General features: G+C 62.2%; 1 protein-coding gene (running past one end of the window). It reads right to left on the bottom strand.

Annotated features, from left to right (window positions below; genetic code table 11):
- Nucleotides 1–1,174, bottom strand: the 5' end (the start) of a protein-coding gene (locus BN32_RS25225) for a Tn3 family transposase (RefSeq protein WP_040427743.1). Its footprint begins 1,712 nt before the window's first position; the window shows 1,174 of its 2,886 coding nt (coding positions 1–1,174); its start codon is at nucleotides 1,172–1,174; the stop codon falls past the left edge of the window.
- Between the last annotated feature and the right edge of the window lie 79 nt (nucleotides 1,175–1,253).

Here is a 1,253-nt window from a genome sequence, read left to right on the forward strand (position 1 = left end):
ATCGGCGGAAACGGTGATAGCCGTCGAGCACATGATTGAGCGGATCGTCCGCCATGGTGGCGGTGAGCCTCGTTGCCATCACGACAAGGGTTTTGAAGCCGTCCCAACCAGATCCGCTCGCGATGACGTCGCCCAGCGGCTGGCCATCATCCTGCGCATCGACCAGGGCTCCGCCGATTTCGGCGAAGGATTTCAGGGTGTCGCGCACCGCGTTCGCTTCGTCGGCGACTTTCGCTTGGCAAATGCGCTCCGATGCCCGGTAGAGCTTGCCGACGATCCGATCGTGGGTTTCGACCACGGCGTCGGCGAGCATCGCTTGCCATTCCGACGCGCAAACGGCCAGAATCGCAAGCCGCCTGTCTTCCGGAAGATCGCGCATGCCGTCGGCATAGTACCGTTCGCCTTGCCTGCGCAGACGTGTCACGCGATGAGCGGGAACTCCGGCCAGCAGATCCTCGGGGAGATCGATACGTTGCAGGTATTCGAGCCGGTCAAGCAGCCGGTTGGCCGATGAAGAGTTCGACCCCGGCTCGAATTGGCGCAACCACACGAAGCGGGTCACCCGGTCGTCGGCCGTGTCCTCGAGCAATGCCAGCAACTGTTCCCGGCTGGGCACGGACACCCGACTGGCGATCCTCGTCTCGATCCGCCGCTCGGCATCGACCAGGGCCGTGGCGCAAAGCCGCTCGATCGTCGATGTTGCAGGAAGAACCGTGCGGGTGCGTCGGCATTCCGCCACGAAGCGACGGGCGATATCTTCGTTCGACACCGCCATCTCGGCTTCCCGGAACAGCCATTCCTGCAGCTCACGCGCGCCACGTCCGGAGAAGGTGCGGAATCCGTAGATCGCCCGCAACTCGGCAAGGTGCTCGTGCCGCGTCTCCTCACGGGAGGCATAGTCAACCAGATCGTCGGCACGCAGACCGAGTTGCGCTCCGATAAATTCGACGACCTCCGCCGGGATCAGTTCGCCAGGCGCCAGCACCCGGCCGGGATAGCGCAGGACGCACAATTGCAGGGCGAAGCCGAACCTGTTGTGAGCACGTCGGCGCTGCCTGATATGGTCGAGGTCTTCATCGCTCAGCGTGTAGTGCCGCAACAAATCCGTCTGGGAGGTCGGCAGGCGCAGCAGCGCATCCTTCTGCCGATCGGTTAGAGTGACGCGACGCGGCATTCATGTTCCTTTTTCAAAATCCAACGATGTTCAAGACGCTTTGTTTATGATGCTGGTTGAGATACATTTCCAGCGAACA

Origin of the sequence: Afipia birgiae 34632, assembly GCF_000308295.2 — a bacterium.
GTDB lineage: Bacteria > Pseudomonadota > Alphaproteobacteria > Rhizobiales > Xanthobacteraceae > Afipia > Afipia birgiae.